The organism is Sphingobium sp. Ant17, from assembly GCF_000588875.1.
In the GTDB taxonomy this organism is placed as follows: Bacteria; Pseudomonadota; Alphaproteobacteria; order Sphingomonadales; family Sphingomonadaceae; genus Sphingobium.
This window is the reverse complement of the sequence record NZ_JEMV01000015.1, coordinates 26,415-51,255: the sequence shown is the minus strand read 5'-3', so window position 1 is coordinate 51,255 and position 24,841 is coordinate 26,415. Positions and strand designations below refer to the sequence as shown.

Below are 24,841 nucleotides of genomic sequence, written 5' to 3'. Positions count from 1 at the left end.
GTGCATCTGCGCCGGGGGTTTTCTTTGACCATTCAGGGCGTGCGACGAACCGAGAGTAAATTTTAACAATCTCGCTCTATCAGAGGTTGGAACATGCAACGTTCCACTTCTCGACTTTCCCTGACCTTGTTTTCACTGGTTTCGACCGGTTGCCTTTACTTTGTCGCAGCAACTTCTGCTTTGTTGCTCTCGCGCTTCGAGGGTGGGTTGGCCTTCATTTGGGGCGCCAACGCCTATTTGATGGCCAAGCTGTTGACCACCAGGGTCCGGCGCTGGCCCGCTATAGTCCTGGCGTGCGCGACGGCGAGTGCCCTGTCCACCAGCCTGTTTGGCATGGGGCCGCTCGCGGCGATTCCAATGGCCATCATCAACATGGCCGAAGCACTGATCGTAGCGCTGATCTGCCGTCATTTCCTATCAGGCCGCCCGGCAATCGGGGCAACCCGACCGCTGATGGTTTTCATCCTGGCATTGTGCGTCGTTGCCGATGTGGTGACGGGCGTGCCTGCGGCAGCAGTGGCATCGCTGTTGACTCCAGTGTCGTTCGGCGCGGCGTGGCTGCAATGGTACACGGGCCATGCATTGGGCGGACTGATCTGTGCGCCGATATTGGTGATGTTGATGCAGGGGGAGTTTCGCCGCTGGCGCCGCGACAAGTCCAGGGCGGAAAAGATTGAGGCGATCGGCACGCTCGCACTGTTCACGCTGGTCACCGTGCATATCTTCTATTGGGCACGGTATCCGATGCTTTTTGCGCCGCTTTTGCCGCTGGTACTGATCGCCTTTCGCATCGGGCATATGGGTGCGGCCGCCTCCATCGTCATCTTGGCGTTGATCGGTGGTATGGCGACGCTGTCCGGTGTTGGGCCATTGACGATTATATCCGCGGATATGGGCGAACGTGTGCAGGCATTTCAATTTTATTTGGCGTTCAGTTTCCTGTTGTCGATGCCGGTCGCCGCTGAATTGAACGGGCGACGGCGGCTGTACCAATTGTTGCGGGACAGCGAAGCGCGGTATCGCGCCATTGCCGAACATAGTGGCGACGTGGTTCTCAATATCGGCGTCACCGGGACGATCGAATATGCTTCGCCCTCAGCGATGGAACAGATCGGGTGCGCACCGGAATTGCTGGTGGGGCAATTGGCCGCCAAGCTGGTGGACCCGCAGGACCGGCCCCAGGTGGTCGCCGCACACCGTCGGGCGCTGACACGGCCGGGGTCGATCCACACGGTGGAGTTTCGACCGCTCCTATCCATCGGTGCGATGGAATGGTGTGAGATGGTGACACGCGCGGTTGTCGATGAACGGGGCCAACCGAGCGGCGTCATCAGCACGATCCGCGATATGTCGCGTCACAAGGCACGACAGCGCGCACTGCAACAGGTCGCCGCCCGCGATTCGCTCACCGGTGCCGACAGCCGCCGCGCCTTTCTGGAAAAGCTGGAAGCGGAAATCCTGCGCGCGGGTACGGGTGTGCGGTCCAGCCTGCTGCTGATCGACATCGACCATTTCAAGGCGGTCAACGACCAACATGGTCATGGTGTGGGCGACGAGGTGCTGACCGCCTTTGTCGATCGGTTGAAGCCTGGCCTGCATGCCGGGGACAGTATCGGACGACTGGGGGGCGAAGAATTCGCTATCCTGCTGCCCGACCGCGACATCAATGGCGCGAGCCAGTTGTGCGAACAGCTGCGCGCGCGACTGGCCGACCCAATCCCGGTATCGGGCGGCAAGCATGTCGTCATCACCTTCAGCGCTGGGCTGGTCGAATTGGACGGCAGCTCTACTCGGTCGGCCATGTTGGAAGCGGCGGACAAGGCTTTGTATCGCGCCAAACATAGCGGTCGAAACTGTTTCCGTCTCGCTGCCTAAGGGCGCCATCATCGTCGCGTAAAAAATATCAATGTAATGTTGTAACCTACGCTGGCTTGGCCTATGTGGAGAGCATGTCCTCGACCCTCCGCCAATCCCTTCTGACCGGTCGCGTCGATCGCATTGCGATGGCGCTGTCTGGGCTTTGTGTGGCCCACTGCTTCTTGACCGCCGTCGTACTCGGCGTACTGGCCAGCGCGGGCGGCATTTTCGAAAGCCCGCTGTTCCATGAAGTGGGCTTGGTGCTGGCGATCCTGTTGGGCGCGATCGCGCTTGGCCATGGTGCCATGGTCCACCGCTTCATGATGCCCGCCGCGATCGGTTCGCTTGGGCTTGGCGTCATGGCGGGTGCGATGACGATGGACCATGGCTGGCAGGAAAGCATCTATACGCTAGTGGGCGTCGCCATCCTCGCGCTGGGCCATGATCTCAATCACCGCGCCGGGCGTTAGAAGACCGGGCCACCCTCACTGAACCGCTGCACTTAGAGCGGTTTTTGGTTATTGCGATGTTCGCCCTTCACCCAGCGTACCGTCCCGGTGCTGGCGCGCATCACTACGCTTTCTGTGGTCAGCCTGCCGCCGGACAAGCGCTTGACCCCATCGAGCAGCGATCCGTCAGTGACTCCTGTGGCAGCGAAGATGCAATCGCCCTTGGCCAATTCCTTCAGGTCATAAATCTTGTCGAGGTCGGTGATGCCCCATTTGCGCGCGCGCTGCTTTTCATCTTCGTTGCGGAACAGCAGCCGACCCTTGAACTGACCACCGACACAGCGCAGCGCCGCGCAGGCCAACACGCCTTCGGGTGCGCCGCCTGACCCCATATAGAGGTCGATCGTCGTTTCCGGGTCGGTGGTGGCGATCACGCCCGCCACGTCGCCATCGGGGATCAGCATGATGCCGCAGCCAATGGCGCGCAGCTGGCCGATCAGCTTCTCATGGCGCGGCCGGTCGAGGACGCACACGATGATGTCGCTTGGTTCAACACCCTTGGCGGCGGCGACAGCCTCGACATTCTCCTTGGCCGACCGATTAAGATCGATGACGCCGTCGGGATAGCCGGGGCCGACCGCCAGCTTCTCCATATAAACGTCGGGTGCATTGAGTAGGCCGCCTTCCTCGGCAATGGCGAGGACGGCCAACGCGTTCGGCCCGGCCTTGGCGGTGATAGTGGTGCCTTCCAACGGATCGAGCGCGATGTCGATTCGCGGACCCGTGCCGATCGCATTGCCGACCTTTTCGCCGATATAAAGCATCGGCGCCTCATCGCGTTCGCCCTCGCCGATGACGACGGTGCCGTCCATATACAGGTCATTGAAGGCCAGGCGCATGGCTTCGACGGCGGCGGCATCGGCGGCCTTTTCATCGCCCCGGCCGATCAGCTTCGACGCGGCGATCGCGGCTGCTTCGGTGACGCGGACCATTTCCAACACCAATACCCGATCAAGGGGCGAACTTGCCTGCACCATCATCATTCCTCTGCCTTTTCTTATGGGCGCAGGCGATAGGCGGTCGCCCCAATCTTGTCGAGCAACACCGGCCATGATGCCGCCATGATTGCTTGCTCTTCTATCGTCATGGTCCGCCTGACCCTCTCCGCTACCTTGCTTGTCGCTGGCTACCCCGGCGTAGCGCTGGCGCGTGACACCGAATCGCTGATGGCGATGTATCGCACCAAGACGCAGGCGATTCGGCGATGCGACCGAAGCGGCGACGCCATCGTGGTCTGCGGCGAGAGCCAGGCGGACCGCAACGCGCGCGAGCGGCTGCCACTCCCGCGTGAAGAGGCGGACAGCGGCGCATCAATGCGCGGCGACACGCCACGCGCCTCCGCCGCGCCGGTGAAGCAGGGCAGTTGCGGCGTATCCGGTGGGCAGGGTGCCGGCTGCGTGGGTGGCCTGTCCGTCCTCAAAGCCGCCAACATAATCGGGAAGAGCATCACAGCCATCGTCGACCCCGATGCCGACCTCGCCCCGCCACCACCATTGCTCGATCGCTTCAAGGGCGCCGGGCAACATTGAGCGGCAATCAGTCGAGAATATGCATCACCATCGGTGTGCCGAGCAGGCTATCCGACCCGGCGAGCCGTTCGAGCGTATCGCGGATGCAGCGTTCCTCGCCCGCATGGGTGACGATGGCGACCAGCACGCCGTCATCCTGATGCGCGCCGCGCTGGATCATGCTTTCGATCGACACGCCCGCGTCGCGCGTGGCCGCGGCGATCTCCGCCAGCACGCCCGGACGATCCTTGACCATGAAGCGGAGATAGGTGCGGCCGATGCGCGCGCCCGCGTCGGCTGTGTTTTGCGGGGTCAGGGCCGCCACGGGCATGGCAAAGGCATCGCCATATTCGTCGCGCGCCACATCGATCAGGTCGGCGACCACGGCCGAAGCGGTCGGCCCATCGCCCGCGCCCCGTCCCTGGAAGAAGAGGCGTCCGACGAAATTCCCTTCAGCCACGACGGCGTTCAGCGACCCGTCCACATGCGCGAGCGGATGGTCGAGCGATACCAGCATCGGGTGGACCCGCTGGAACAATCCATCGGCACCATTTTGCGCTATGCCTACCAGCCGGATGCGGAAGCCTAGCGCTGCGGCTTCGGCGATGTCTGCAGCGATAACGTGGCGGATGCCCGTGGTGGCGACCGCGTCGAAATCCAGTTCAGTGCCGAACGCCAGGCTGGCGAGGATGGTCAGCTTATGGGCGGCGTCCACCCCATCGATATCAACGCCAGGATCCGCCTCGGCATAGCCCAAATCCTGTGCTTCCTTCAAAACCTCGTCGAAGCCCCGGCCTTCCTTCTCCATCGTGGTCAGGATATAATTGCAGGTGCCGTTGAGAATGCCATAGACACGGGCGATCTCGTTGGCGGCAGCCCCTTCGCGCATCCCCTTGATGACCGGGATGCCACCCGCGACCGCCGCTTCATATTTCAGCGCAATGCCGCCCTTTTCCGCAAGACGCGCGAGGTCCAGGCCGTGATGCGCCAGCATCGCCTTGTTCGCGGTGACGAACGGCTTGCCCGCGATCAGGCACTGGCGCGCCAGGGTGAGGGCAGGGCCATCCGACCCGCCGATCAGTTCCACCACCACATCCACATCGTCGCGGGTGGCGAGGCTGTTCATATCGTCCACCCATTCATAGGGCGACAGGTCCACACCACGATCCTTGTTCCGGTCCCGCGCTGAAATGGCGACGATCTGGATCGGGCACCCCGCGCGCCGGGCAATCAGGTCGCCATTGGTGTTGAGCAACCGAATGACCCCGCCGCCCACCGTGCCGAGACCGACGAGCGCGACGCGCAACGGGGCATGGCGGTGCAGATTAGTCATGGTGGCGTCACTTTCTTGGCGAAGATGATGAATGCCGGGCTGATAGCGGCCTGTGCTCATGCGTCCAAGTAAAAGCTGCCGTCTGTGGCTCAGGAAGAGGCGCGGGTCCGTTCGCATGGCCCCAGCGCGTCGATCACCAGGCGATAATCGGCGCGCGCGGCCTCGGCGTCGGCGACGGCCAAGGTCCGAACCGCGCGTGGGGGCAGGGCAGGGGGCAGGCTGCACGCCAGTCGATGCCATAGCAGCGTACCGGGTTCAGGTGCCCGCGCGGCTTCATCGACGATTTCGCCAAGTGCAACGGCCCAACGCGGCGGCTGGCCGGGGCGGCGCAGTACCGACAGCGATACCGGGTCGCCATTTTCGGTTCGCAGGAAAATCTGAGTCTCGCCTTCCCCGGCAATCGTGCCCGCGACATGGAAGGCGTCGCCCAGGCCTAATATGCGCGGCGGCGTATTGGGGGCGACCAGCGCTGACAGGACGGACTTGACCCTGTCGATCTGAACCGGCGTTGCAGGGATTTGGGCGTCGGGGGCGATCAACTGCACCTCGCCAGGGCGGGCGGCTGGGCGCGCGAACAGAATGACCTGCGCTTTCTTGAGCTTGGGTATCTTGCCTCGCGCGTCGAGCCGGACGTCGTAAAGATAGGTCACAAGCGGACTGATTCCCGCCTCGCCCCGAATCAGACTCGTCACATCGGCTTCTACAAAGAGCCGTTTATGACCCGGCGCCACCCCGGTGGCCTGGTCGGGCTTCAAGGCGATGATGTTGCGGATTCGCACAATTGCGACCATCGGCGCCGCGTCGGCCAGGTCCACGATGTCGGCGTAAGTGAGTCCGGCGGCGGCTCCAACTGGTTGCGCTATCACAGGACGTTGCTGCGCCGACGCCGGAAAAATGGCGCTGTTTGCGGCCAAAATGAGGCATGGCGACAGCAGGCTGCGGATCAGGGTGGCGGGTTTCATGGTCAGCTTCGTCCTGTGTTATTGGCCCGTGGCAAGGATGTCACAGGCAAGTCATTCCTATATGAAGTGGTAACCGCAAATGAACATATCGATAAAGCGTTTGCGTGGCGCGTTGCACCGCGATAGGAGTTCATTCGGTAGCAAATAGAAGGACAGGGGCCAAAGCTGACCGGGGGGAGCCCGGACGGTTGGGGTCGTTTTTGGCTGATTTGTAGAACCCATTGGTAAGATGAGTTAAGGAGTGTCGTTGCTGAATGGCCTATGCTGACCACTCGGAAGGATCGAGTCGCACGATATCGATCATCATCGTCGCCTGATTCACGCTGTTCTTGGCTATGCCTTCGTCTCCGGCCTTGGCATGAAATATGTCAAACAAGCGGCAGAACAGCTGAACGTGATCGACGTGAAGGAAGAACCGCCACCACCGGACGAAGAGCCGCCACCGCCGCCGCCAGATCAGCCGATCGAGCCGCCGCCGGTCGTTGCTCCGCCGCCGATCGTGCGCACCCCGGCGCCTGCGCCACCAATCCAGACGGTTCGGACGCCCCCACCGGTGTTCAATCCCGTTCCGGTTGCTGCACCGCCGCCGCCGCCTGCTGCACCGCCGCCGCCGCCTCAGGCTGCGTCGCGGGCCAAGCCGCGCGGTAACCCAGGCGGTTGGTTGACGGACTCCGACTATCCGAGCCGTGCGCAGCGCGAAGAACGTTCGGGTACGGCTGGGTTCCGTCTGCAGATCGGGCCTGATGGCCGCGTCACGGATTGCACCATCACCTCATCGACCGGTCATTCCGATCTCGACGAGGCGACCTGCCGCCTGCTGCCCCGCCGTGCGCGGTTCAGCCCGGCCAAGGGTTCGGATGCAACGCAATGCCTGACACGTACAATGGTCGTATCACTTGGCGTTTGCCGGAATAATTCAGAACGGGAAGGTGGGCGCACCGCGCCGCCTTCTCCTCGCTTGATCTCATTGAGAGGGAAGTCTTGATCATGTTGAACTCCATCATTGCGGCCGCTGCCGCACCCGCTGCGGAAGCCGCGAACCCCTATGGCCTTATGGAAGCCCTCGAACAGGGCGGCATCATCGCCTGGACCGTGTTCATCATCCTGGTCGGCATGTCGGTCGGCACCTTCTATGTTCTGTTCACGAAGCTGATCGAACAGCAGAAGGTCATCAACCAGTATAAGAAGGTCCGTACGACTTTCTGGCGTTCGAACAGCCTCAAGGAAGGCGTCGCCAAGCTGGAAAAGAACAGCGCCTACAAGCAGCTCGTCGATGATGGCATCGCCGCGCAGGAACAGCACAGCAAGCTGACCGATCCCGTTGAAGCCCATGACTGGCTGCACGGTTCGCTGGCGCGTTCGGAAAACGCCATCAACTGGAAGCTGGGCGGCGGTCTCGCTTTCCTCGCGACCGTTGGTTCGACCTCGCCGTTCGTCGGTCTGTTCGGTACGGTTATCGGTATCTACCGCGCGCTGATCAAGATCGGTGCTTCGGGTCAGGCATCGATCGACGCCGTCGCCGGTCCCGTTGGTGAAGCGCTGATCATGACCGCTCTGGGTCTGGTCGTCGCGGTTCCTGCCGTTCTCGCCTACAACTTCCTGCAGCGCCGCAACAAGGCGATCGCCGAGGATCTCTCGTCCTTCTCGACCGATCTGCTGGGTTACATGGTCTCGAACGGTGCGGTGAAGCCGGTTGTCGGTTCGCCTGCTCCTGCCCAGGTTGGCAAGCCGGTTCCTGCGACCGCCACCAAGGCCTGATCAAGGATGGGAGCCGGGAATGCATCGCGCATCTTCGGCTCCCAAGACCGCCCGCTCGTCGTTTGCGGTCTAAAATGACAGACATGTTAGGATACTGATCAATGGCAATGAGCGTTGGTGGCTCCGGCGAAGAAAAGCCGATCACAGATATCAACACGACGCCGCTCGTCGACGTCATGCTGGTGCTTCTCATCATCTTCCTGATCGCCGTCCCTGTCGTGCTTCAGACGGTCGATCTCGATCTTCCCAAGGTCCGGTTCGAACCGACGACGACCAAGCCGGAAAACGTTTCGCTGTCCATCATGCCAGCAGAAGACGGCAGCTGTGCGGTGTATTGGAATATGACGAAGGTCAATTCCGAAGACCTGCTCAACCGTGCCGTTGCCAAGCTGGAAGCGGACATCAAGAAGGTGGGCGGCATCGAAAATATGACGCCTGAGGATCTGCCCGAAGTGCATATCCGCGGCGACATCAATACGCCTTATCGGTGCATTGGTGGTACGATCTACACGATGCAGCGCGCTGGTTTCCCGCGGGTGGGCTTCATTTCCGAGCCTGAACCGGGCCAGAACAATGTTCGTATGTAACTGTCGCTCGTAATATCGACAGGCAAGTGATTTCTAGGAGTACGCCCCATGGCAATGAGCGCCGGTAACGACGATGGCGAACCGATGATGGAAATGAACACGACGCCGTTGATCGACGTCATGCTCGTGCTCCTCATCATGTTCATCATCACCATCCCGATCCAAACCCATGCGGTGAAGATCGACCTGCCGCAGAATTCGACAAGCGACGCCCCCATGGTTGATCCGGTGAAGAACAAGGTTGCGATCGACGCAGCCGGGATCATCACTTGGAACGGCGCGCCTATCGACCTGCTGACCTTGCGCCAGTATCTGCAACAGTCGCTGCGTCTGCCCGTCGAGCCGGAACTTCAGTTCCAGCCGAATGCGCAGACCCGCTATGTGACCGTTGATGAAGTGCTGGCGGAGATCAAGCGGGCGGGCGTCACCAAATTGGGTTTCGTCGGCAATGAACAATATGGCAATTTCTAAAGGCTGATCCTTCTTTCCTTGCCTGGATCAGGGCTTCCCGTTTTGGCGGGCCGGGGATTGAGGACAGGCTTTATGACTATGCCGGACTATCAAGGGGTCGCCGTTGGGCGGCCCCTTTTTTGTTCCTATACGGCCGTCAAGGCGGAGTGCCTACGCTCAGAAGATCGAGAATTTAACCGTTTCCTTACCTCAATCCACGACAATGGTGTCTGGATGGAATGAAGCGCACACCATGGGTATCGACCGACCAAATCAAGCCAGCCAGAAGGCACGCGCCGCCGAACGCCGTCATGTGCGGATCAGCGTGAAGGTCCGACGTCCCGGTGAAACCTGGGTCAAAAGCGCAATTGCGGATCTGTCCGTCTCCGGATTTCGCCTGCAAAGCTTCATGAAACTCCTGCCCGGCGGCGAATTGTGGATCATGCTGCCAAGTTTCGAGGGGCGTCGTGCGCGGATACTCTGGACGCGCGGCCACGAGGCGGGGTGCGCTTTCGAACAGCCGCTCCATCCCGCCATATTGGATCATGTCGTGAAGCTGCACGAGGCCAGCGTCCGAACGTGAAGCGATGGCCGTGTTGCCTGGTCAGGCCGCGGGCGTATCTTGAAATTGCAGGCTGGCGAGGCGCGCATAAAGCCCGTCTTGCGCCACCAGCGCGGCGTGATCGCCCTGTTCGACGATCCGGCCCTCATCCATCACGATGATCCGGTCGGCCGCCCGGATAGTGGCAAGGCGATGGGCAATGACGATCGTCGTCCGTCCCTGGATCAGCCGTCCCAACGCGTCCTGCACCAGCCGTTCGGACTCCGCGTCGAGCGCCGATGTCGCTTCGTCCAGCAACAGGATCGGCGCATCGCGCAGCAGCGCACGGGCGATCGAGAGCCGTTGACGCTGTCCGCCCGACAGGCGCGCGCCGCCTTCGCCCATGAATGTGTCGAGCCCCTGCGGCAAGGCGCGCAGGAAGCTCTCCGCATTGGCGGCGCGGGCGGCGTCCCATATCTGCGCGTCGCTCGCGTCCCAATGGCCGTAGCGTAGATTATCGCGGGCGGAGGCGGCGAAGATCACGCTGTCCTGCGGCACTATCGCCATCATCGCGCGGGCAGCGGCGGGGTCGGCATCGGGCAGGGCCACGCCATTCAACCGAACGACGCCCTGGTCGGGATCGTAGAAGCGCTGCGCCAATTGGATCAACGTCGTCTTGCCTGCGCCCGACGGACCTACGACCGCCACGGTTTCCCCCGGCGCAATGTCCAGCGACACTCCATTCAGCGCAGCCTGGTCGGGCCGGGTCGGATAATGGAAATGGACGTCGGTGAAGGTCAGGCGCGCGCCATTGCTGGTCACCGGGATGGGCAGGGGCACGGCAGGCGGCAGAATATCCGGCGTGGCGCTCATTAGCTCATGCAGGCGGCTTGCTGCCCCCGCGCCGCGCAGCAGGTCGCCCCAGCTTTCCGACAACGACCCGAACGCACCGGCGACCAGCCCGCCGGTCAGCACGAACGCCGCGATGCTTCCGCCCGACAGCCGCCCCGCCGCCACGTCCAACGCGCCCTGCCACATGACGGCGGTGATCGATCCGAACACCAAAGCGATCACCACTGCGTCATGATCGCGCGCAGGGCGATCCGGCGGCGCGCGGTCGCAAAACCCGCCTGGACGGTGGCGTCGAAGCGCATCGCCTCGCGCGCTTCCTGGCCAAAGGCCTGGACGATCTTCATCGCGCCCAGCACTTCGCTGGTGACGCTGCCGACATCGGCCAACCGGTCCTGGCTCGCGCGCGACAGGCCGCGCACCTTGCGGCCCAGGCCTATGAGCACCGCCAGGATGACCGGAATACCCAGCAACAGCAATGCGGCGAGCTTGGGGGCCAGAGCGAATAGATACAGGAGGCCACCCACGCCCGTCACCAGATTGCGCAGTGCGACCGAGACGGTCGATCCGACCACCTGCTCGACGATGGCGGTGTCCGCGGTCATGCGCGATGCGATTTCGGACGGACGATTTTCCTCGAAGAAGCGTGGTGCCTGCCGCAGCAGATTGGCTTGCGTGGCGCTGCGAATATCGGCGACGACCCGTTCGCCCAGCCAGGACACGAAATAGAAGCGCAGCGCGCTCGCCAGCGCGAGGATGATCACGATCAGCAGCAGATATTCGAACCAGCGACTGATGTCCCCGCCGCCCATGAACCCCTTGTCGATCACCAGGCGAAAGCCGCTTGGGATACCCAAGGTCGCCGCTGACGACACGATCAAGGCGGCCAATGCCCCGGCGATCCGTCCTGGATAATGGCGCGCAAACCGCCACAGCATCGCCAGGCTGCCAAGGGCGGGGCGCGCGTCGGCGCGGGCGGTGGTGTGCGGGGCATCCTCCATGCGCGGCGCTTAGCAGGCTGCCCCTAAAGCCTCAATGGGGCGTCCGGCCCATGGGTGCGATGGTGCCAGCCAGTTGCAGGACGCGGCGTGTATCGCCCCGGCCCGTCAATGCATAGGCCATGGTGCCGACTTCCCAATAGGCGACCACTTCATCGGCGCGGCGTGCGACCAGCGGCGTGGCTTCGGCGGGCGTCTCGGCCCGATCGGCAAAGAGCGATAGCGTTTCGTCCTTGGGCGTCACGATCGTCATCGCTATGGCGGGGCTGTCGCTCGTAGGGAAAAGCTGCACGTCGGTCACGCGCCAGTCGCCGGGCAAAAGGGGCAGGACAATCCCGGTCGACCGCTCGATTTCCGCCGGGTCGAAGGTCGCGCTTTCGACCTGGGAAGCCATGTCCTGTCGCAACAGCCCGGCGCGGCGCGAAGCCGCCGCTTCATCGAGAAAACTGCTCGCCTGCGCGCTCTGGGGAAATTCCCCCAATTCGCCCCGCGCGATCCAGCCGATGCCCAGGAGCGCGGCGATCGCCGCCGCACGGCGCATGTGCCGCCACGACCGTCCATCGTCATTATCATTGGCAACCGGCGCTGTCAGGTCGCGGCGGCGGCCGACCAGGGTGCCTTTCGTCCCGTCATGCATCAGGCGAAAGTCGATATGCGGCCAGCGCTCGCGCCAGCGCCGCGCGACGATCCGTTCGCCGGGGCGCGCGGCATCGTCCAGCAACACCACGCCATTGGGCGACAATCGTGCGAACAGGCTGTCCGCCGCGCCCCGCACCAGTGGATGCACACTCCACGGTGGACCGTCGATGATGATCAGGTCGATGCGCTCGGGCACATCCTCCAGCGCATACCAGCGACCGGGCCAATCCGCGCTTTCATGCGTCAGTGGCGCATGGCGGATGTCGGCATCGATCGCATGATCGCCCAGCCATTGCCGCGTCGCGTCGACGAAGCCGCCATGTTGGTCGAAACTGTGCAAGCGCCCACCACCATGCAATTGCAACGCCCGCGCCGCGATCAGCGAGGAAGCGCCCGCACCCAGTTCCACCACATGGGCGGGCCGCACCCGGGCAATCTCCCGCACGATATGCCGCAGAAAGCCGACATCGGCCTTCCAACTGCCCAGATGTGGCAGCGCATCATGGGGCAGGCCCAACTCGTCCAGCAACGCGCGCTTGTCCGCCGGGCGTCCGCCAGACAGGCTGGCAAGCAGCCAAGGCCAGCCGATGGCGCCAAAGCCGATGCGCCATGCCATGTCCGACAGGCGGCGGGGCCAGTCGCTGTGTGCCGTGTTGGCTTCGTTCAGAGGCAGGAAACCGGTCAGGTCGCGGGATGTCACGGAAAATAGGCTCCTTGTTGAATCGCAGGACTATGCCGGACTTTATGTTTCGCTCATATGACGGTCTCGTTCATGGTCAACCGATGACGCAGGAAAGCACGATGATCCGTATAGTGTCCGCGACCGCTGAACGCTGGCCTGTGGCCGGGGCGTTCGTCATCAGTCGGGGGGCAAAGACCCATGTTGATGTCGTTGTTTGCACCGTGGGCGACGGCACCCATTTCGGCCAAGGCGAAGGCACGGCCATCTATTATGAGGGCGAAAGCGCGGAAGGCTGCGTCGCGGCCTTGCGAGCCTATACCGGACCGCTGGACCGCGAAGCCTTGCTGACCGCCATGCCACGCGGCGCGGCGCGCAATGCGCTCGACTGCGCCTTGTGGGACTTGGCGGCGAAGCAGGCGGGCGTCCCGGTTTGGCAACTGGCGGGACTGGCAGCGCCTGCGCCTGCGCCTTTGCCGACAGCCTTCACCATCAGTCTGGGTGATCCCGATCAGATGGAGGCCGATGCGCGGTCGGCGGCGGCACGCGGCTTCGCGCTACTCAAATGCAAGCTGACGGGCGAGGGGGACCGCGACCGGGTCGCTGCCGTGCGACGCGGCGCACCCACCGCGCGGCTGATCGTCGATGCCAATGAAAGCTGGCATGATCGCGATATCGCTGCCGAAGCGGCCGCTCTGGCCGCTCTGGGGGTGGAGATGGTCGAACAGCCAGTGGTCCATGGTGAGGAAACACGGCTCGCGGGTGTTCACGCCCCCCTGCCGTTGTGCGCCGACGAAAGCTGTCACACCCGTGCCGATCTCGACCGACTGGGCGATTTCGACGCGGTGAATATCAAGCTCGACAAGGCGGGTGGGCTGACCGAAGCCCTCGCTCTGGCGCGCGAGGCGAAAGAGCGCGGCTTCCGGCTGATGGTCGGCTGCATGCTCGGTACGTCACTGGGCATCGCACCCGCCGCGCTGGTGGCGCAGGGGGCAGACTGGATCGACCTGGACGGGGCGTTGCTGCTCGCCCGTGATCGCCCTGGCGCCTGCGTCTTGCAGGAAGGACTGCTACAACCCGGCACGCTATGGGGTTTGGGCTGATCCGCCCTGTCGGCTTTATCCCGTCTCGACCTGCCGCACGGTCTGAACATCTGGATAGGGTAAAACCATCCGTCCGTCCGGCGCAGCCGTGAAGCTGGTCTGGGTCGGGTAGGCGAATTCAATCCCGCGCTCGTTGAACTGGCGCAGGATGGCAAGGCCCACTTTGTGGCGAATGACGTAAATAGAGTCCCAGTCGGGCAGATAGACGTCGAACTCGACCTCGAAATCCAGACTGGACGCGCCGAATCCGATGAAGCCGGATCGCACGAAATTCCCGCCCAGATCGGTGATGATCGCTTTCAATATATCCGGGATCTGCTCGGCCACATCCGGTGGGGTCTGATAGATGACGCCGATCGCGAACTTGATCCGGCGATGGTCCAGCGTGAAATAGCTGGTAATTTCCTTTTGCAGCAGATTGGCGTTGGAAATAACCTTCTTCTCGCCCGTCAGTGCGCGCAGCCGGGTGGATTTGAGGCCGATCTTTTCCACCGTGGCGGTCGTCTGGTCATAATTGATCGTCTCCCCCCGGCGAAACGGCTTGTCGAAGATGATCGACAGCGCTGCGAACAGGTCGGAGAATATGCCTTGCGCCGCCAAGCCGATGGCGATGCCGCCAATGCCCAGACCGGCGACCAGACCGGTGACGTTGACCCCCAGATTATCGAGCACGACGATCGTGGCCACGGCGAACAGGGCAAAGCTCACCAAGATGCGGATAAGGCCCATCGCATTGGCCAGCGTTTCGCCGCCGCCATCCTCCGCCAGCGTCTTGCGCTCGATCAGCCCCAATATGATTTCGCGCGCCCACAAGGCGGATTGCAGTACGGCAGCGATGGTGAAGAGGAAGGCAATCGTCTTGTAGAGGGGGGCAGGCGCATCGGCATAGCCAACGACCAGCCGTGCCGAAACCATAACCATGAAGAAATGGGTCGTGCGCGCAGCGGCCCTACCCAGTACATTGGTGTACCCCAGCGGATCGCCGCGATTCCCTTTGTGCCGTTTCCCGATACCCCGCAGCGCGGTCAGCGTCAGATAGATCGCAATGCCCACACCGAGCGCGATCAATATCTGAATATAATGCATCGCCAGCCAGTCGCTGGTCGATCGCCACATCGCGCCTAAATTGGGCGCAGGCACGGTTATGGTCGAAACGGCGGAGTTTTTGATAATAGCCATGCTGTCCTATAGTCTTGGTGAGCGTGGTTCAGGCGGCCGCCGCAAGCGGGGCGCAAGCCTCCAAGGCATCGAGAAAAGCGATCAGGCCGCGTTCCTCTCGCGAAAGATAGCGGGTGCGGCGTGGAAGGCGAAGCCCCTCGCGCCAATCATCCTGCCCCTCCTTACATAGGGCGATAAGCGCGGGATGGATATAGGATTTACGGCTGATCGCGGGGGTATTCCCCAACGCCAGCGCTACCGGGTCGATCATTTCCTTCAATGACACATGCCCGGCCGCCAGCGTTTCAAAGGCAATAGTCGACGCACCCCAGGTGCGGAAATGCTTGGCGGTGAACGGCCCGCCCATGGCATCGGCGATATAGGCGTTGACGTCGCCCGACGTGATCGGCCGTGCCTCGCCCTCCTCATGCAGATATTGGAACAGGTGCTGGCCTGGCAGATCCTGCACCTGCCGCACGAAGCGCAGCAGGCGGCTGTCGGTCACGGTCAATTGCTGCTGCTTGCCCGACTTGGCGCGATAGCGCAGCGTCAGCGACTTGCCGCTAAGGTCAAGGTGACGGCGGCGGAGCGTTGTCGCGCCGAAACTCTTGTTGGTCGTGGCATAATGTTCATTGCCGACGCGCAACTTGGCGAGGTCGAGCAGGCGGATGACCGCAGCGATGGTGCGATCCTTGCGCAATCCGCGCTTCGACAGGTCCGCCTCCAGCCGGGCGCGCAATTTGGGCAGGGCGCGACCGAAATTGGGGCATCCTGCATATTTCTCCGCTTCGCGCGCGGCCCGGAAATCGAGGTGATAGCGATATTGTTTGCGCCCCTTATCGTCATAGCCAGTCGCTTGGATATGGCCATAGGGGGAGGGGCAGAACCAGCAGTCGCGATAGGCAGGCGGCAGGGCGATTGCGTTCAGCCGGTCGATCTCGTTCCGGTCGGTGATCCGCGCGCCATCGACATCGCGATAGGCCCAACCCCGTTTCAGCGCGCGCCGCGTGATACCGGGGGTGCTGTCATTGGCGTGAACTATAGAGGAATGGGGCATATCGTCCTTCTCGTCTCCCCAAACCCGTCGTTCGTCGCTTCGTTCCGCAACCATGGTGGCTCCGACCCGTTCAGCGACCATTCCCCCATGAAGGAGACGACCATGTCGACCATCGAAAACAGCCATATTCTCATCATCGCGACTGACGGCTTCGAACAATCCGAACTGTTCGATCCGCGCGACATACTGATGAAAGCCGGTGCCAAGGTGACCCTGGCCTCGCCCGAGAGTGATCCGATCCAGGGTATGAAGCATGACGAGAAGGGCGACACCATCACCCCCGACATCACGCTCGATGCCGTGTCCATGGACGATTATGACGGGCTGATCCTGCCCGGCGGCGTTGCCAATCCTGATACATTGCGGGTGAATGACAAAGCGATCGCCCTCATCCGCGCCTTTGCCGAGGCGGGCAAGCCCGTCGCCGCCATATGCCATGGTCCCTGGCTGCTCATTGAGGCAGGCGTTGTCGATGGGCGTACCGTGACGTCCTGGCCCTCATTGCGCACCGATTTGACCAACGCCGGGGGCACCGTCGTCGACCGGCCCGTCGCGATCGACGGCAACATCATCACCAGCCGCAATCCCGACGATATCCCCGCCTTTGTCGACGCCTTTACGAAGGCCGTGACCGAAGGTGCCAGCGTAGCGGCCTGACCGATGCGTCGCCGCCGCCGTGCCACGGCACCGGGCGGCGGCGCAGCACCGACAAATGCGCGAGCGCTAGCGTCGCGCATAACGTCCCGCCAATCAGCGCGAAGGGACGCGCTTGAGGCAAGGGGATGGCGATCAGCATGGCGCTACCTAGCCCGGCGACCGCCCATCCCAAGGCCCGGCCATCGCCATCGGGTCCGCGCAGCCAGAAGACGCATCCACCCACGCCGATCAGGAAAGCGCTCGCATACCGCAATGTGCCATCGTCCGCCCCGCATAATGGCAACATCAGCGCCACGAACGCCACGACCCCGCCGCGCGTGAGCCGCGCCATCGCTGGGGCGATCAGTGGATAGAGTAGTAGTTCGCATATCAACGCTGCCAGCACGATTGCCTGCGCCTGGTCCGGCCGCCGCGCGATCAGCGCCACGGTCGCCGTCGCGCCCCAGGGGATCAGCCGTCGCGGGGCCATGCGAATATGGCTGACCCAATGTCCCACGCCGCCGCGCCTGTCGCCGCGTCGATCCGCCAGCCGCAACTGAAACCCGCCCATGACGAACAGCGCGCCGACACCCGCCGAAAAAAGCCCCGGCGCAATCATCGGCGACGCCAGCAGCAGCCCCAGCATCAACCCATGCACCAGACCGAGTGCCCGCAATTCTCCGCTCACGCCGGAACGCCCTGTCGCGCGACCAGTGCTGCGGCCAAATTCTCCTGAGCCGCCGTCTTGCGCTTGCGGGTCAGATAGGTGTCGAGGCCGATTTGAAGCGCCAGCATCATGAAGATGAAGGGCTGATAAGCGATTCCGACGAACAGCGATCCGATCATGTAGATGATATGCCCCTGTTGCAGCGCGAGCGCGAAGGGCGAAATCCACGCCTCCTGCGGCCCGTCACGCTTGCGGTAGAAGCGGCGGATCGATTCGGTGCGGATGAAGCAGATGAGGTGGATCAACGCCCAGACCGCAAAGCCGAAATAGCCCTGCTCGCCCAGCAGTTCGAAATAGGCACTATGATAGGCCCGACCCTTGTCGGTGACGATGCGGGTTTCCAACCGACTGCCGCCGCTGTCGCTGACCGTACTGCGCGCGACATAGGTGAAGCTGTTCTGCAGATAATTGTCGAAGCCGCCGCCGCCTGGATGATCCTTTATATAGTCGAGCGTCCACATCCACACCGCGACGCGGGTGGAGGCGCTTTCGTCGCCCTGATGATTTTCGATCGTCTGCATCCGCTGCGTGAAGCTGGCGGGCAGGAAGGGGATGGATACCAACGCCGCCAGCAGCATCAGCGGCCCATAGACGAAGCGCCGGGGCGAGCGCATCAGCATCAGCCCCGCAAGGACCACGATACAGACCAGCCCGGTGCGCGCTTCGGTGCCGATCGGCATCAACAGGCAGGCAAGGCACAGGCAATAGCAGAATGCCTTCACTTTCCAGTCAGGTGGAAAGATGGTGCCATGTTTGGTCAGCCACAGGATCAGCGGGATCAGCGAGATGGCGACGCAACTGATGATGGAGCCTTCATACAGACCGCTATTATTGTCGACCATCAGGTTGAGCACGCCATAGCCGCCGCCCGACAAGGCGGTCTTAAGGCCGCCATTGATGATGATCGTACTGGCGCACAGGATCATGAAGACGGTCATCGCCTCGATTCGCAACCGGGTGCGCAGCACCAGCGGCAGGAACACGCCCGCGATGATCGCCTTCCATACCCAATTCCATTTGGTCAGCGCCTCGACCGGGAAATCGGCGGTCATGGTCGTGTAGCCGCACCAGGCGAGCAGCACGAGCATCAGCGCCTGTCGCGCCGAGAATCGGCAATCCTTCTTGTCGTCCATCACCAGCCAGGCACCCACCATCGCGCCAAAGGCAATGAAGGAGATGGGAATAGAATTAAGCAGGAAATAGGACAAACGCTGGGGTGAGACGATATCGATATAGGCATAGACCGCAACCAGCAGGAACGGCCGCCGAAACCCCATCAGAAAGAATACGCCCAGAAAGGCGAGGAAGAACAGGTCACGCATCGCCCGTCTCGCTCTCCGGCGCAGGATCGCGGTCGAGGTCCGGGCGCGACAAGAGCCGCCATGCCGCCAGCAGGATAACGCCATGACTGACCAGCAGGGATAAAGTGTCGATCATGGCGTTTTTAAGGTTCCCGGTAGTCGCGTGATTCTCCTAGCAAGACAGAGTTGACGGGGCGTTAAACCTTTTCCGGCAAACAGGGCTGGCTATGACTCGCATCCTTCATGTGCTGGACCACAGCCTCCCGCTCCACAGCGGCTACACCTTTCGGACCCGTGCGATCCTGCGCGCGCAGATGGCGAAGGGCTGGGCGGTGCGTGGCATCACCGGCCATCGCCATGTCGCGCCAAAGCCGCTGGACGGCACGGCGCTGCTGGAAGAGGAGGTAGATGGCCTCCATTTCCACCGCACGCCGGGGCAACCCGCGACCGGCAACGCGCTGATTCGCGAATGGCGCGATATCGCCGCCCATGCCGACGCGATTGAATCGCTGGTGCGCGACTGGCGACCCGACATCATCCACGCCCATTCGCCAGTGCTCAACGCCATCGCGGCGCAGCGCGTCGCCAAGCGGCATGGCATCCCGATAATCTATGAAATCCGCGCTTTTTGGGAAGATGCTGCAGTCGGCAACGGAACCGGAACGGAGGGCAGTCCGCGTTATTGGCTCACCCGCCAGCTAGAAACCCATGCCGTGCGCGCCGCCGATGCGGTCGCGGTGATCTGCGACGGACTGCGGGGCGACTTGATCGCGCGCGGCATCGATCCGGCCAAGATCATCGTGTCGCCCAATGGCGTCGACATGGAACAGTTCGGCGACCCCGTCCCGCGCGATCCCGCGCTGGCGGCGAAGCTGGGACTGCAGGGAGCCGATGTGATCGGCTTCATTGGCAGCTTCTACGATTATGAAGGTTTGGACGACCTGATCGCCGCAATGCCGCGACTCGTGCGCGCCCGGCCCAGGGCGAAGCTGTTGCTGGTGGGCGGTGGCCCGCGCGAATCGGCGTTGCGCGAACAAGCGATGGCGTCGCCCTTTGCCGATCATATCGTCTTCGTCGGCCGCGTGCCGCACGACAAGGTCGAACATTATTATGCGCAGGTCGACATCCTCGCCTACCCGCGCAAGGCGATGCGGCTTACCGACCTGGTGACGCCGCTCAAGCCTTTGGAAGCGATGGCGCAGGGACGACTCGTCGCCGCGTCGAGCGTCGGGGGGCATCGCGAACTGATCGAGGATGGCGTCACCGGCACGCTCTTTGCACCCGACGATCCGGCAAGCATCGCCCGCGCTCTGGCAGACCTGCTTGCCGATCGCGCGCCGTGGGACGAGCGCCGCGTCGTGGCGCGCGCCTTTGTCGAGCGCGAACGCAACTGGTCGGCGAATATCCTGCGGTATGAACCCGTCTATCAACGGCTGTTGGCGTGCCCCGTTGGCGCGCGAGCGGCGGCCTGACCGGCCATGAAGACGGAACGGTCAAGACCTGATCGGACCATGGTCATGGCGGCGCTGGGCGGCATCGTCGCTGCGCTGGCCGTGATTCTGACCCCGGTGGGCCTGATCGAAATGCTGGTGGCATCGAGTGGGCTGAGCGAAGCGCTGCCCGCCGCCGCGCCGCCACTGGGCCTCAAGGCCCGCCTGCTGATCGCCCTGTTCGCCGCTATAATGGTGGTGGGGATCATATTGACGATGCGGCGCGACGTAACCGTGGCGGCCGAAGCAATTGAAGAGAAGCCGCGCGTCAAACGCGCCAAGGGAGCACGTAAAATGGGTTTCGCATTTTCCAAATGGGCCGCTTTGGCACGGGGCCGTTCCATTGAATCGATCGACGGCGCGCCGCCGACGCTACGCCGTGCCGACGCCCACCCCGACGCCCCGGCGCGTGCGCCGATCTTTGCCAGTCGCGATCTGAACGGCGTCGATATTTTCGCGCGGCCCGAATCGGGACGCGCGGAATGATGGCGCATGGGGCGGTGGACGCGCCTGCAATCCGGCCAATGCCCGATTTTCCTTTGCCTGCTGCGCCATTGGCGGGCGCGGAGGCCGATCTGCCGCAACCCGCCTTTCTGCGCCCTCCCGCACCAGCGGCCGAGCCGGAAACTGGGGAGCCCGCGCCGATCGTCGAAGCCAAAGCGTCCCCTGCGCCCGCGCCAAGTCCCGCACCGCTGCCCTCGACCCATGGCCTTACGGTCGGCCAACTGACCGAGCGGCTGGAACGGGGGCTGACGCACCGTCGCCGCGCCGTGCCCAATGATGGCATCCGGGTGCTCGCCGATATGCCGCCCGCCACGCCGGTGCCGGTGCGCGCGACGCCCGACACCGACACTGACGCCGCATTGCGCGCGGCGCTCTGCACCCTGCGCAGCATGACGGGTCGGGCGCGCTAGGAAACCTACCACTCCTCGATCGTCAGCGCCGACAGTTCCACCCAAAGGCCGTCGGCGCGCTCGCCCGCCTCATCGACGCAGATATCGGCGACGAAATGGCGGGGCAGCACCCATTGCGCTTCGCTAAGCCCATCGAGCAGGCGCGCCTTGTCCGCCGCCGCGTCCGCCCCGCCGATTGCCAGCCGCACGACATGGCGTCGCCCTTCGAACAAGGCACTGGCCCAGGGGCGGCTCGTTGCCCGCTCGACGCGCGCACCGTCACCCGCCCGCGCGAGCAGTTGCGCCAGCAGGCGCGGCAGCGGGTCGGCCGCACCTTTTTCTATCGCTTGATTTCGCACCAGCTTTGCCGCGCCGAAATGCGGATCGATACTTGTCATTGACCGACGCTCCTGCGATACGTGTTCATGAAATGTTCTATCCGTCTCTTGATCCGATCGCCCGGCTCGCGACCGCCACGCAGGTCGAAGACCAGCCGTGGATCGCGCACGCTCGCCCGCCCGAAGGTCGTGGGCGGCATCTCGTGCTGGCGAAGGAATTTCTCGATCATACGCAACAACATTCGCCTCAATCTCCCCTGTCATGGCGACTCACCCCTCGCGAACCGCTAGGTATATTCCTATTTCAAAGGCAATTTCCTACTTGTCTAGGAAAAATCTTATCAGTAATGGATGGTCCATGGATGACTCGCAGGACGCTCGCACCGCGCTGGAACGGCTGATCGCCGATCGGGGGGAGAATTATGCCGATCTGTCCCGCCTGATCGGCCGCAATCCCGCCTATATCCAGCAGTTCATCAAGCGCGGGACACCGCGCAAACTGGACGAGGATGATCGCCGTGTGCTCGCCCGCTATTTCGGCGTCTCCGAACAGATGCTGGGCGGCGCGGCCGTGCCCATAGCCGCCGCCGCTCGGATGCGCAGTCTGCCTGCCGTGGTCGCCGTGCCCCGGCTGGCGCTGGGCGCGTCGGCGGGCGGTGGTACGCTGGATGAGGATGAGCGCGCAGCGGGTGTCATGGCGTTCGACGCGCAGTGGCTGCGGCATCTGGGCGTGCGGCCGCAGCGCGTGTCCATCATCCGCGTCGATGGCGAATCGATGGCCCCGACGCTCAGCGATGGCGATGACATCATGGTCGATCATGATGATGACGCGCTGCGGTTGCGCGATGGCGTCTATGTGCTGCGGCTCGACGGCGTTCTGATGGTCAAGCGGATCGCCATCGGACCGCTGCGGGGCCGGTTCAGCGTGGTCAGCGACAATGTCCATTATCCCGACTGGGCCGATATCGACCCGGCGCTGGTGGACATCGTCGGCCGCGTCGTCTGGACCGGCAGGCGTCTGGTGTAGGTGGTGAGGCCACCCTATCTGTGCGCCAAAGGAGTATCGGTGTGAACGACAATGGCGCGGTGATCCGCAAGGGCTTGGAATGGCACGGCGCGCGGCTGGCGCTGGCGACAGTGGTATCGACCTGGGGATCGGCCCCGCGCCCGCGCGGCAGCCATATGATCGTCCATGAAGACGGCCGGTTCGAAGGCAGCATTTCCGGCGGTTGCGTCGAAACCGACGTGCTCCAGCGCGCCGCCGAAGTCATCGCAGGCCGCGCGGCGCATGTCGAAACCTATGGCGTGGCCGATGGCGATGCGTGGGATGTCGGCCTGCCCTGCGGCGGCGAGATCGCGGTGCTGGTCCAGCCGGTGGGGGAGGGTGGCTTTCCCCCCGACCTGTTCGACCGGATCGACACGGCCAGCGCGCGCGGCCGCGCGGTCACGCTGGTGACCGACCTGGCGACCGGCGCGACGCAGGAAGGGAGCGGGGAGGGACTGTTCCTCAACCGCTACGATCCGCCCCGCCGCCTGCTGATCGTCGGCGCGGTGCAGATCGCCCAGTCGCTCGTGCCGCTGGCGCAGGCGATCGGCGTGGCCCCGGTGCTGATTGACCCGCGCGGCCGCTTCCTGACCGCCGAACGCTTCCCTGGCGTCGAACTGGACGACCGCTGGCCCGACGACGCCATCGTCGCGCGCTTCCCCGGCGAATCGACCGCCGTGGTCACGCTCAGCCACGACATCAAGATCGACGACCCCGCGCTGGCCGCCGCCCTGCGCGCGCCGACCGGCTACATCGCGGCGCTCGGCTCGCGCAAAAGTCATGCGGCAAGGCTGGAGCGATTGGCGGGACAAGGCTTCGGTCCAAACGATCTGGTCCGCATCGACGGCCCCGCAGGCCTCGACATCGGCGCGATCGGCGCCGCGGAGATTGCGCTATCGATCACGGCCGGCATGGTGGCGGGGTTCAATCGGATGCGATGAGGGGCGCGAAGGAGGCCTCCCCGCACGCCGTCATGCCGGGCTTGACCCGGCTGTGGATTCACATTGGAAGTGCAACGGGATGAATGTTTCGGCTGGAGTTTTGAAGCCGAGGCATTTTCTGGGTGTGTTATTGTAGTTTGCGATGATGGCGTCGATGGCTTTGCCAGGCAAGGTTTCGAGGTTTGTTTTGCGGGGTAGATTTCGTCGCAGGCGACCTATGGCGTTTTCGACGCCGCCTTTCTGCCAAGGTGCGCGGGGATCGCAGAAGTAGGCGTTGAGGCCGAGTTGGCTAGCAATGAACTGGTGGCGGCTGAACTCAGTTCCGTTGTCGAAGGTGATCGATTGTCGCAGATCGGCGGGCATGGGGCGGAGCATCCGGACAAGGGTAGCTGCCACAGGATCGGCTTTCAGGCTGTTCTGCTGCACGGCGATGGTGAGGCGTGAATGTCTCTCGTGGGCGACGAGAATGGCCTGCCCAGCTATCGAGAAGAGCATGGCATCGGCTTCCCAATGACCCGCCTCCAGCCTGCTTGCGATGTTTTCATCGCGGTCGTGAATGGATGGGCGGTCAGCGTAGCGGGGCCAGCCGCCCTTGGTTCTCCAGCCGCGCTTGTACTTGGCGCGCGGCAAATAGAAGCGCCATCGCCGGTCATTGGTGCGTTTGAGCTGGGCGTAGACGAAGCGGTAGATTGTCTCGTGACTGATGACTTTGCGCCCTGCTTCATGAGCAAGGCGCCCGGCGACCTGCTCGGGTGACCAGCCTTGGGCGAGGCGATCAAGGATTGTCTCGCGCAAGGCATCGTCGCGCTCCAGCCTGGTCCCTGACCAGCGCCGGGCATTTGCCTGCGCTTGCGCGTAGGCAGGTTGGTAGCCGACCTTGGAACCGGCATTGCGCTTCAACTCCCGCGCGATGGTCGACGGCTGGCGATCCAGAGTTGCAGCGATTTTGCGGATCGATTGCCCGGCTTCGCGAAGCCGGGCAATCGAACATCGCTCCTCAATCGATAACTGGCTGTAGTTCGACATGGCAGCACCTGTGTGAGGTGTTGCACTTCGTTTGTGAACTCACAGGGGTCCATTAGCCTCGACCCCTCGATTACGCCGGACCCAAGAGCCAATGGATGCCGGGTCAAGCCCGGCATGGCTGCAAGTGGTGGGAAGCCGACGCTCGACCAAGAGCGAATTTGATGCTAATCATGCGGATGTGTCTGAACCGTTAGAACATATCGTCGCCTTCATATTTGGGGCAGGCGTGTCTATCGCTCTCGCGATTTATGCATGTATAGCCGTCAAAGAGCGCAAGGTTTATTGGCGCAATTTCATAGATACGCCTTGGATCTACCGTGATGCGCGGCCCTTTGCCTTTTGGTTCGCGATTGGCTTCTATTGTTTTTTGGCAGGAGCCTTCGCGTTGATATGCATCTCGGGCCTTACCTCCTGAAACTGTAACAATATAACGTCTGCAATTCGGCGCTTCACCCC

27 protein-coding genes and 2 pseudogenes are annotated in these 24,841 nt (G+C 63.1%); 16 read left to right on the top strand and 13 right to left on the bottom strand.

Going from position 1 to position 24,841, the window contains the following annotated elements; all coding sequences use genetic code 11:
* The first annotated feature begins 93 nt into the window (after positions 1-93).
* Positions 94-1,875: a sensor domain-containing diguanylate cyclase gene (locus BF95_RS08960; protein WP_043150945.1), complete on the top strand. Its 1,782-nt coding sequence runs from the start codon at positions 94-96 to the stop codon at positions 1,873-1,875.
* A gap of 74 nt (positions 1,876-1,949) precedes the next feature.
* The gene (locus tag BF95_RS08955; protein WP_043151007.1) at positions 1,950-2,327 is read left to right on the top strand and encodes a MerC domain-containing protein; all 378 of its coding nucleotides are present in this window, start codon (positions 1,950-1,952) and stop codon (positions 2,325-2,327) included.
* 32 nt (positions 2,328-2,359) lie between these two features.
* Here BF95_RS08955 and glpX read toward each other — a convergent pair whose 3' ends face one another.
* Positions 2,360-3,343 (bottom strand): class II fructose-bisphosphatase, encoded by a 984-nt coding sequence (gene glpX / locus BF95_RS08950; RefSeq protein WP_043151005.1) that lies wholly within the window; start codon positions 3,341-3,343, stop codon positions 2,360-2,362.
* 54 nt (positions 3,344-3,397) lie between these two features.
* Between glpX and BF95_RS08945 the strand changes: the two genes are divergently transcribed.
* Entirely contained in the window at positions 3,398-3,895 is a 498-nt protein-coding gene (locus tag BF95_RS08945) for a hypothetical protein (RefSeq protein ID WP_235209652.1), read from the top strand.
* Positions 3,896-3,902: 7 nt separating this feature from the next.
* Here BF95_RS08945 and BF95_RS08940 read toward each other — a convergent pair whose 3' ends face one another.
* Positions 3,903-5,207, bottom strand: coding sequence for a homoserine dehydrogenase (locus BF95_RS08940; protein ID WP_043151003.1), 1,305 nt, complete (start codon positions 5,205-5,207; stop codon positions 3,903-3,905).
* 89 nt (positions 5,208-5,296) lie between these two features.
* A complete protein-coding gene (locus tag BF95_RS08935) occupies positions 5,297-6,169 on the bottom strand; it encodes a hypothetical protein (RefSeq protein WP_043150943.1) in 873 nt (290 codons plus the stop codon).
* A 254-nt stretch (positions 6,170-6,423) separates the two neighbouring features.
* On the opposite strand from BF95_RS08935, the pseudogene BF95_RS28945 reads away from it, so the two are divergent.
* The 5 genes and pseudogenes from BF95_RS28945 (at position 6,424) to BF95_RS08910 (ending at position 9,547) form a co-directional block, all read left to right on the top strand.
* Positions 6,424-7,084: pseudogene (locus tag BF95_RS28945) on the top strand (energy transducer TonB).
* 72 nt (positions 7,085-7,156) lie between these two features.
* Positions 7,157-7,927 (top strand): MotA/TolQ/ExbB proton channel family protein, encoded by a 771-nt coding sequence (locus BF95_RS08925; RefSeq protein ID WP_043151001.1) that lies wholly within the window; start codon positions 7,157-7,159, stop codon positions 7,925-7,927.
* A gap of 101 nt (positions 7,928-8,028) precedes the next feature.
* Complete coding sequence (locus tag BF95_RS08920; protein WP_043150941.1) at positions 8,029-8,514, top strand: ExbD/TolR family protein; 486 nt, start codon at positions 8,029-8,031, stop codon at positions 8,512-8,514.
* 48 nt (positions 8,515-8,562) lie between these two features.
* Complete coding sequence (locus BF95_RS08915) at positions 8,563-8,985, top strand: ExbD/TolR family protein (RefSeq protein ID WP_043150939.1); 423 nt, start codon at positions 8,563-8,565, stop codon at positions 8,983-8,985.
* A gap of 232 nt (positions 8,986-9,217) precedes the next feature.
* Positions 9,218-9,547, top strand: coding sequence for a PilZ domain-containing protein (locus BF95_RS08910; protein ID WP_043150999.1), 330 nt, complete (start codon positions 9,218-9,220; stop codon positions 9,545-9,547).
* Positions 9,548-9,568: 21 nt separating this feature from the next.
* Here the strand turns inward: BF95_RS08910 and BF95_RS08905 are convergent.
* Both BF95_RS08905 and BF95_RS08900 read right to left on the bottom strand, forming a co-directional pair.
* A pseudogene (locus BF95_RS08905) lies at positions 9,569-11,355 on the bottom strand (ABC transporter transmembrane domain-containing protein).
* A 31-nt stretch (positions 11,356-11,386) separates the two neighbouring features.
* Positions 11,387-12,691: a class I SAM-dependent methyltransferase gene (locus BF95_RS08900; RefSeq protein WP_043150936.1), complete on the bottom strand. Its 1,305-nt coding sequence runs from the start codon at positions 12,689-12,691 to the stop codon at positions 11,387-11,389.
* Positions 12,692-12,792: 101 nt separating this feature from the next.
* On the opposite strand from BF95_RS08900, the gene dgcA reads away from it, so the two are divergent.
* Positions 12,793-13,773 carry an N-acetyl-D-Glu racemase DgcA gene (gene dgcA / locus BF95_RS08895; RefSeq protein ID WP_043150998.1) on the top strand — a complete coding sequence of 327 codons (981 nt, stop codon included), beginning with the start codon at positions 12,793-12,795 and terminating at the stop codon, positions 13,771-13,773.
* Between the two features lie 15 nt (positions 13,774-13,788).
* Here dgcA and BF95_RS08890 read toward each other — a convergent pair whose 3' ends face one another.
* Together BF95_RS08890 and BF95_RS08885 are read right to left on the bottom strand one after the other, a co-directional pair.
* Positions 13,789-14,952, bottom strand: a complete 1,164-nt coding sequence (locus BF95_RS08890; RefSeq protein WP_043150935.1) for a mechanosensitive ion channel family protein — start codon at positions 14,950-14,952, stop codon at positions 13,789-13,791.
* Between the two features lie 28 nt (positions 14,953-14,980).
* Complete coding sequence (locus tag BF95_RS08885) at positions 14,981-15,988, bottom strand: DNA topoisomerase IB (RefSeq protein WP_043150997.1); 1,008 nt, start codon at positions 15,986-15,988, stop codon at positions 14,981-14,983.
* Between the two features lie 102 nt (positions 15,989-16,090).
* On the opposite strand from BF95_RS08885, the gene BF95_RS08880 reads away from it, so the two are divergent.
* A complete protein-coding gene (locus BF95_RS08880; RefSeq protein ID WP_043150995.1) occupies positions 16,091-16,645 on the top strand; it encodes a type 1 glutamine amidotransferase domain-containing protein in 555 nt (184 codons plus the stop codon).
* Here BF95_RS08880 and BF95_RS08875 read toward each other — a convergent pair.
* From BF95_RS08875 to BF95_RS30315, 3 genes are read right to left on the bottom strand one after another with little or no spacing between them, the layout of a single operon-like run.
* Positions 16,605-17,312: a hypothetical protein gene (locus BF95_RS08875; RefSeq protein ID WP_043150932.1), complete on the bottom strand. Its 708-nt coding sequence runs from the start codon at positions 17,310-17,312 to the stop codon at positions 16,605-16,607. The genes BF95_RS08880 and BF95_RS08875 overlap by 41 nt on opposite strands.
* The gene (locus tag BF95_RS08870) at positions 17,309-18,673 is read right to left on the bottom strand and encodes a putative O-glycosylation ligase, exosortase A system-associated (RefSeq protein WP_043150930.1); all 1,365 of its coding nucleotides are present in this window, start codon (positions 18,671-18,673) and stop codon (positions 17,309-17,311) included. Before BF95_RS08870 ends, BF95_RS08875 begins: the two co-directional genes overlap by 4 nt.
* Positions 18,666-18,788 carry a hypothetical protein gene (locus BF95_RS30315; protein ID WP_268747156.1) on the bottom strand — a complete coding sequence of 41 codons (123 nt, stop codon included), beginning with the start codon at positions 18,786-18,788 and terminating at the stop codon, positions 18,666-18,668. Before BF95_RS30315 ends, BF95_RS08870 begins: the two co-directional genes overlap by 8 nt.
* Before the next feature lie 91 nt (positions 18,789-18,879).
* On the opposite strand from BF95_RS30315, the gene BF95_RS08865 reads away from it, so the two are divergent.
* From BF95_RS08865 to BF95_RS28935, 3 genes are read left to right on the top strand one after another with little or no spacing between them, the layout of a single operon-like run.
* The gene (locus BF95_RS08865; RefSeq protein ID WP_043150929.1) at positions 18,880-20,124 is read left to right on the top strand and encodes a TIGR04063 family PEP-CTERM/XrtA system glycosyltransferase; all 1,245 of its coding nucleotides are present in this window, start codon (positions 18,880-18,882) and stop codon (positions 20,122-20,124) included.
* A 6-nt stretch (positions 20,125-20,130) separates the two neighbouring features.
* On the top strand, positions 20,131-20,628 hold the full coding sequence (locus tag BF95_RS28940) for a hypothetical protein (protein ID WP_235209651.1): 498 nt from the start codon (positions 20,131-20,133) through the stop codon (positions 20,626-20,628).
* Positions 20,625-21,056: a hypothetical protein gene (locus BF95_RS28935; RefSeq protein ID WP_235209650.1), complete on the top strand. Its 432-nt coding sequence runs from the start codon at positions 20,625-20,627 to the stop codon at positions 21,054-21,056. Before BF95_RS28940 ends, BF95_RS28935 begins: the two co-directional genes overlap by 4 nt.
* A gap of 5 nt (positions 21,057-21,061) precedes the next feature.
* Here BF95_RS28935 and BF95_RS08855 read toward each other — a convergent pair whose 3' ends face one another.
* A complete protein-coding gene (locus BF95_RS08855; protein WP_043150926.1) occupies positions 21,062-21,433 on the bottom strand; it encodes a hypothetical protein in 372 nt (123 codons plus the stop codon).
* Positions 21,430-21,615 carry a hypothetical protein gene (locus tag BF95_RS08850; RefSeq protein ID WP_043150923.1) on the bottom strand — a complete coding sequence of 62 codons (186 nt, stop codon included), beginning with the start codon at positions 21,613-21,615 and terminating at the stop codon, positions 21,430-21,432. The genes BF95_RS08855 and BF95_RS08850 overlap by 4 nt, the downstream gene beginning before the upstream one ends.
* Positions 21,616-21,731: 116 nt before the next feature.
* Between BF95_RS08850 and BF95_RS08845 the strand changes: the two genes are divergently transcribed.
* On the top strand, positions 21,732-22,400 hold the full coding sequence (locus BF95_RS08845) for a S24 family peptidase (RefSeq protein WP_043150922.1): 669 nt from the start codon (positions 21,732-21,734) through the stop codon (positions 22,398-22,400).
* A gap of 41 nt (positions 22,401-22,441) precedes the next feature.
* On the top strand, positions 22,442-23,359 hold the full coding sequence (locus tag BF95_RS08840; protein WP_043150920.1) for an XdhC family protein: 918 nt from the start codon (positions 22,442-22,444) through the stop codon (positions 23,357-23,359).
* A 30-nt stretch (positions 23,360-23,389) separates the two neighbouring features.
* Here BF95_RS08840 and BF95_RS08835 read toward each other — a convergent pair whose 3' ends face one another.
* The gene (locus BF95_RS08835) at positions 23,390-24,385 is read right to left on the bottom strand and encodes an IS30 family transposase (RefSeq protein WP_043150919.1); all 996 of its coding nucleotides are present in this window, start codon (positions 24,383-24,385) and stop codon (positions 23,390-23,392) included.
* Positions 24,386-24,476: 91 nt separating this feature from the next.
* Here BF95_RS08835 and BF95_RS08830 point away from each other — a divergent pair, with 91 nt between their 5' ends.
* Entirely contained in the window at positions 24,477-24,800 is a 324-nt protein-coding gene (locus BF95_RS08830) for a hypothetical protein (RefSeq protein WP_043150917.1), read from the top strand.
* Positions 24,801-24,841: the final 41 nt, after the last annotated feature.

Bases quoted from the DNA above. Each gene is read 5' to 3' on its own strand.
- BF95_RS08835 (WP_043150919.1), bottom strand. From the start codon at position 24,385: ATGTCGAACTACAGCCAGTTATCGATTGAGGAGCGATGTTCGATTGCC.
- BF95_RS08910 (WP_043150999.1), top strand. From the start codon at position 9,218: ATGGGTATCGACCGACCAAATCAAGCCAGCCAGAAGGCACGCGCCGCC.
- BF95_RS08920 (WP_043150941.1), top strand. From the start codon at position 8,029: ATGGCAATGAGCGTTGGTGGCTCCGGCGAAGAAAAGCCGATCACAGAT.
- BF95_RS08935 (WP_043150943.1), bottom strand. From the start codon at position 6,169: ATGAAACCCGCCACCCTGATCCGCAGCCTGCTGTCGCCATGCCTCATT.
- BF95_RS08845 (WP_043150922.1), top strand. From the start codon at position 21,732: ATGGATGACTCGCAGGACGCTCGCACCGCGCTGGAACGGCTGATCGCC.
- BF95_RS08865 (WP_043150929.1), top strand. From the start codon at position 18,880: ATGACTCGCATCCTTCATGTGCTGGACCACAGCCTCCCGCTCCACAGC.
- BF95_RS30315 (WP_268747156.1), bottom strand. From the start codon at position 18,788: ATGATCGACACTTTATCCCTGCTGGTCAGTCATGGCGTTATCCTGCTG.
- BF95_RS28935 (WP_235209650.1), top strand. From the start codon at position 20,625: ATGATGGCGCATGGGGCGGTGGACGCGCCTGCAATCCGGCCAATGCCC.
- BF95_RS08960 (WP_043150945.1), top strand. From the start codon at position 94: ATGCAACGTTCCACTTCTCGACTTTCCCTGACCTTGTTTTCACTGGTT.
- glpX (WP_043151005.1), bottom strand. From the start codon at position 3,343: ATGGTGCAGGCAAGTTCGCCCCTTGATCGGGTATTGGTGTTGGAAATG.
- BF95_RS08940 (WP_043151003.1), bottom strand. From the start codon at position 5,207: ATGACTAATCTGCACCGCCATGCCCCGTTGCGCGTCGCGCTCGTCGGT.
- BF95_RS08855 (WP_043150926.1), bottom strand. From the start codon at position 21,433: ATGACAAGTATCGATCCGCATTTCGGCGCGGCAAAGCTGGTGCGAAAT.
- BF95_RS08830 (WP_043150917.1), top strand. From the start codon at position 24,477: ATGGATGCCGGGTCAAGCCCGGCATGGCTGCAAGTGGTGGGAAGCCGA.
- BF95_RS08955 (WP_043151007.1), top strand. From the start codon at position 1,950: ATGTCCTCGACCCTCCGCCAATCCCTTCTGACCGGTCGCGTCGATCGC.
- BF95_RS08915 (WP_043150939.1), top strand. From the start codon at position 8,563: ATGGCAATGAGCGCCGGTAACGACGATGGCGAACCGATGATGGAAATG.
- BF95_RS08850 (WP_043150923.1), bottom strand. From the start codon at position 21,615: ATGTTGTTGCGTATGATCGAGAAATTCCTTCGCCAGCACGAGATGCCG.
- BF95_RS08925 (WP_043151001.1), top strand. From the start codon at position 7,157: ATGTTGAACTCCATCATTGCGGCCGCTGCCGCACCCGCTGCGGAAGCC.
- BF95_RS08885 (WP_043150997.1), bottom strand. From the start codon at position 15,988: ATGCCCCATTCCTCTATAGTTCACGCCAATGACAGCACCCCCGGTATC.
- dgcA (WP_043150998.1), top strand. From the start codon at position 12,793: ATGATCCGTATAGTGTCCGCGACCGCTGAACGCTGGCCTGTGGCCGGG.
- BF95_RS28940 (WP_235209651.1), top strand. From the start codon at position 20,131: ATGAAGACGGAACGGTCAAGACCTGATCGGACCATGGTCATGGCGGCG.
- BF95_RS08890 (WP_043150935.1), bottom strand. From the start codon at position 14,952: ATGGCTATTATCAAAAACTCCGCCGTTTCGACCATAACCGTGCCTGCG.
- BF95_RS08880 (WP_043150995.1), top strand. From the start codon at position 16,091: ATGTCGACCATCGAAAACAGCCATATTCTCATCATCGCGACTGACGGC.
- BF95_RS08870 (WP_043150930.1), bottom strand. From the start codon at position 18,673: ATGCGTGACCTGTTCTTCCTCGCCTTTCTGGGCGTATTCTTTCTGATG.